Source organism: Henriciella mobilis, from assembly GCF_003576315.1.
Taxonomy (GTDB): domain Bacteria; phylum Pseudomonadota; class Alphaproteobacteria; order Caulobacterales; family Hyphomonadaceae; genus Henriciella; species Henriciella mobilis.
Genome location: NZ_QWFZ01000039.1, coordinates 336,713 through 336,916, shown reverse-complemented (window position 1 = coordinate 336,916; position 204 = coordinate 336,713). Strand labels below are relative to the sequence as shown.

Sequence of the window (204 nt, the reverse complement as noted above, 5' to 3'; positions counted from 1 at the left end):
CGGGCCGCGAACCCGGTCGGGATGCTGGGTGTTGCCGTGCTGCCAAACGGGCGGCTGGTGATCACGCTGCAAGTGGCGGGCGACCGGCCGGACCCCGATGACTGGACGAATTTCGCGCCGCGATCGCCCTGGCTGCGGCTCGCGCCGGGCGGGTTTCTGGCGGCTTTGGGCGCCAGACTGGAATCATACCGGAATTGGACTGTT

General features: G+C 68.6%; 1 pseudogene. It reads left to right on the top strand.

Annotated features, from left to right (window positions below):
• Positions 1–204: pseudogene (locus tag D1227_RS20295) on the top strand (hypothetical protein); the annotation flags it as partial.